The sequence below is a fragment of the Streptomyces sp. NPDC060205 genome, from assembly GCF_042728395.1.
GTDB lineage: Bacteria > Actinomycetota > Actinomycetes > Streptomycetales > Streptomycetaceae > Streptomyces.
This window is the reverse complement of record NZ_JBHWZP010000550.1, coordinates 1-3,648: the sequence shown is the minus strand read 5'-3', so window position 1 is coordinate 3,648 and position 3,648 is coordinate 1. Positions and strand designations below refer to the sequence as shown.

Genomic DNA, 3,648 nt, shown 5'->3' with positions numbered 1-3,648 from the left:
CCCTCCGCGCGGTGCGGAGGGAGCGAAACGGCGATTGTGCCCACTTGTTGCGATTCCTGCTGCCGTGTTTCCTGCTGTCGTGTTTCCTGTTGCCGATTCCCGCGGTACGGCTACTTCGGCTTGCCGAGCGGCTTGCCCTCGGGGGAGATGGCGTACCAGGTGCCGCCGACGCCCTGCCCGTTGGTGTCGCCGGGCTTCTTGTCACCCGCGAAGGTGTAGAGCGGCCAGCAGTCGATGCTCTGCTGCTTGAGGCCGTCCGGACGGTTGTTGATGACGTAGCCGCGCTTGCCGTCGTTCTTGTTGTCGATGCCCTTGGTGTCGGCGGCGTCCACCGGCTCGACGACCGGCCACTTCTCCAGGCACGCGCCGATGCAGTTCGACTTCATCGGCCACGGGACGTCCTTCTCGAACCGGTAGACCGTCATACCGTTCTTGTCGATGACGACCTCGCCGAGCTCCGGGTCGTTACGGGTCGACAGGCCGGGCAGGTCGGCGGCTTCCGCCGTGCCGCCCCCGCCGCCGGCGGACGCCTTCTTGCCCGTGGGGGCGGAGGCGTACCAAGTGCCGCCCACACCCTGACCCTTGACGTCACCGGCCTTGGTGTCCTTCGCGAACCGGTACTGCGGCCAGCCGTCGATGGTCAGCTGCTTCGTACCGTCGGAACGGGTGACCTCGCCCAGCAGAGACTTGTCGATACCCACCGGGGCCGCGGCACCCGAGGACGGGACCGGGGGCCAGGCCGTCGCGCAGTCGCCGTCACAGGTCGACTTCGGCGGCTCCGCCGTGTCCTTGTCGAAGCGGTACAGCGTCATGCCCGCGCTGTCCGTGACCACCTCACCGAGCTTCTCGGTGTCCGAAACGGCAAGCTGACCGGCGCTCTGGGCGACCGCGCCCTGGCCGTCCGCGGCGGCGGCGCCCGTCTCGGTCGCCGCCCCCGCCGAACCGTAGCCACCCGCCGCGGGCGCCGCGCCCACGTTCTGGCTGCCGGTCGAATCGTCCGCCTTTTCCTGACCGCACGCCGTCGTCAGCACCAGCACTGCCGCAGCTGACGCTACGAGTGAGGCGCTCCGCCAGGAGGTCTTCATTGGTAACTCCCGCTGTTTGCATAGGTGTTGCGGCACTGCTCAGCACCGCGTATGGCCCTAGGTACGGGCGGGGGTGCGGTGAGTGTTCAAAGTGAGCACACATTTCTTTCCGGTAACGCCCGGGAGGCCTGCTCAGGGAGGGGTCGGAGAGGGACCAGGGAGAGGCAGAAGAGGGGCCGCGGAGAGACCGGGGAGAAGCCGGGGAGAAGCCGGGGACGAGTCGCCCGGGAAACCCGGCGCCCGGCACGGTTCCCGCCCGGAACGCTTGCGGCTCCGATCGGCAACGGCCTGGGGCCCCCTTGTCCCTCCTTCGAGGCAATTACACCGCCAGTCCCCCCATATGTGGGCGCACGGGGACCGATGATCGCGATCGTGCCTGGACCAAAAAGAACCAAGCGGCCGCTCCGGCTCGCGCTCGGCATACGGCTGCTGGCGCTGCTCACCCTGACCTGGATCGCGGGCGGCGCACCGGCCCCCGCGACCGCCGACGCGTGCGCGTACGCCTCCTCGGGCCCCGGCGGAGTCTCGGCGGTGTCGGTCGCGGGCACCTGCCCGACCCCGACTCCACCCCCGCCCCCGCCCCCGCCCACGACTCCGTGTCCGACGACCCCGCCGCCCAGCCCGCCGCCGAAGCCCCCTCCCCCACCGAAACCGCCGCCGAAGCCGGCCCCGACCCCGACACCCCCGCCGAAGCCGACGCCCCCGCCGCGACCCGCGCCCCCGGCTCCGGTCGTCGTACCGCCCGCTCCCGTGACACCACGGCCGACCCCCGCCACGCCACGCCCGACGCCTCCCTCGCCACGCCCGGCACCGCCCCCGAGCGCGCGGCCCGGTCCGTCGCCGACCCCGGTGAGCTATCCGCCGTACCGCATCAGGGCGCAGAAGGCCCCGCCCCGCGGTGGGCCCTCCCTCGTGTCGCTCACCCTGCTCATCACCGCGCCCGCCGTGCTCGCCGCCGCCGCGCTGCGCCCGCGCTGACCCGGCGCCCGCACTGATCCCTGGAGTAATCCTTGTCGGAATGGCTTGTTCTCGCCCTCGCGATGGCCGCCGCGGCCGTCGTCGTCCTCGTCGTCACCTTCGTACGGCACCGCACGGTCTCCGAGGACGACGATCCGTCCGACACCCCGGACGTCATCGAGTACATGACGATGATGATCGGCGTGGTGTACGCGATCGTGCTCGGCCTCGCCATCGCCGGCGTCTGGGAGGCGCGGGGCGTCGCCGAGGACCACGTACAGACGGAGGCGCAGGCGCTGCACGAGATCAACGAGCGGGTACGCGTCTATCCGCCGGACGTCCGCGACCGCATCCGCAAGGACGTCGACGCCTATGTCGATCACGTCGTCACCACCGAGTGGAAGACGATGTCCGACCACGGCCACGTCACCGGGCGGGGGACGGAACTGCTGAACCGGGTCCGCCAGGACGTCACCGACTACGAGCCGCGGACGGACTTCGAGGCACAGGCCTACCAGCCGCTCCTGGACCAGGTGACCGCGGCGGACACCGCGCGGACCGCCCGCGCCGATTCGACGGCGCCGACCATGCCGGGCGTCGTGTGGTTCGGTCTGATCACCGGGGCCGTGGTGACCGTCGGGCTGATCTTCGCCCTGCAGATCCGCCGCACCGCGCGCGAGGTGATCCTGGCGGGGCTGTTCGCCGCGCTGATCGCGTTCCTGCTCTTCCTGATCTGGGACTTCGACGCGCCCTACAGCCGCGGGATCACGGCGACCGCCGACCCGTTCCTGGCGCACTTCCCGGACGCCGGGAAATGACCTTGCCCGGGGGGCGCCACGCCGTGGCCGTCCCCCGGGTGCGGGCACGGGTTACCCGGTTCGGCCCACACGATTGCCCCATTCGCGCGACTGAGATCGCGCCCGCGGCCGGCCCTTCCTAGCGTTTCGGTCATCGAGGTGCATGTACGGCGCAGCGGAAACGGTCCGCGGGCTGCTCCTCGGGGACCCGGAGGACTCACCATGCGCGCGATACGCGTCGCCTCGGCCGCACTGCTGGGCAGCATGACCGCACTGACCCTCGCCATGCCCGTCGCCGTCGCCGAGGGTGACGGGGACCACGAGCCGGACCGCGACATCACCTCGTTCGGCTTCAACGTCTCGCCGACGACGATCGCCGCGGGAGGCCGCGTCTCGCTGTCGGTCAACGGCTGCAAGAAGGAGACGAAGGTCAGTTCCGGTGTCTTCGACACGGTGACGATCCACAAGGGCCAGTCGAACGCCTCGGCCACCGTCGACTGGGACGCCAGGCCGGGCGCGGTGTACGAGGTGACGTTCCAGTGCGGGCACGAATCCGGCCACACGGACCTCACCATCGCCGGTGGCCGTCCGGACGACCCAACACATCCCCCCACCCACCACGGCGTCAAGGCGGGGGTCGGCGGTACCGCGGGCGGCTTCGACCTCGGTCAGCTCGGCCTCGGGGCGGCGCTCATCGCCGGCTCGGTCGGCGCGGCGTACCACTGGTCGCGCAGGCGCACCGGAGAACAGGGCGGCTGACGGGCCGCCGACGCACCGGACGGCCCTTCGCCCCGGGACCCTTGAGGGTC

The 3,648-nt window shown here is 71.3% G+C and carries 4 protein-coding genes; 3 read left to right on the top strand and 1 reads right to left on the bottom strand.

Annotated features, from left to right (window positions below):
* Nucleotides 1-110: 110 nt before the first annotated feature.
* A complete protein-coding gene (locus ACFWGJ_RS42765; protein WP_387334368.1) occupies nucleotides 111-1,085 on the bottom strand; it encodes an SCO0930 family lipoprotein in 975 nt (324 codons plus the stop codon).
* A 491-nt stretch (nucleotides 1,086-1,576) separates the two neighbouring features.
* Here ACFWGJ_RS42765 and ACFWGJ_RS42760 point away from each other — a divergent pair, with 491 nt between their 5' ends.
* The 3 genes from ACFWGJ_RS42760 (at nucleotide 1,577) to ACFWGJ_RS42750 (ending at nucleotide 3,598) form a co-directional block, all read left to right on the top strand.
* Nucleotides 1,577-2,080: a hypothetical protein gene (locus tag ACFWGJ_RS42760; RefSeq protein WP_387334367.1), complete on the top strand. Its 504-nt coding sequence runs from the start codon at nucleotides 1,577-1,579 to the stop codon at nucleotides 2,078-2,080.
* Nucleotides 2,081-2,095: 15 nt separating this feature from the next.
* Entirely contained in the window at nucleotides 2,096-2,860 is a 765-nt protein-coding gene (locus ACFWGJ_RS42755) for a hypothetical protein (protein ID WP_387334366.1), read from the top strand.
* Nucleotides 2,861-3,061: 201 nt separating this feature from the next.
* Complete coding sequence (locus tag ACFWGJ_RS42750) at nucleotides 3,062-3,598, top strand: hypothetical protein (protein WP_387334365.1); 537 nt, start codon at nucleotides 3,062-3,064, stop codon at nucleotides 3,596-3,598.
* The last annotated feature ends 50 nt before the right edge of the window (nucleotides 3,599-3,648 follow it).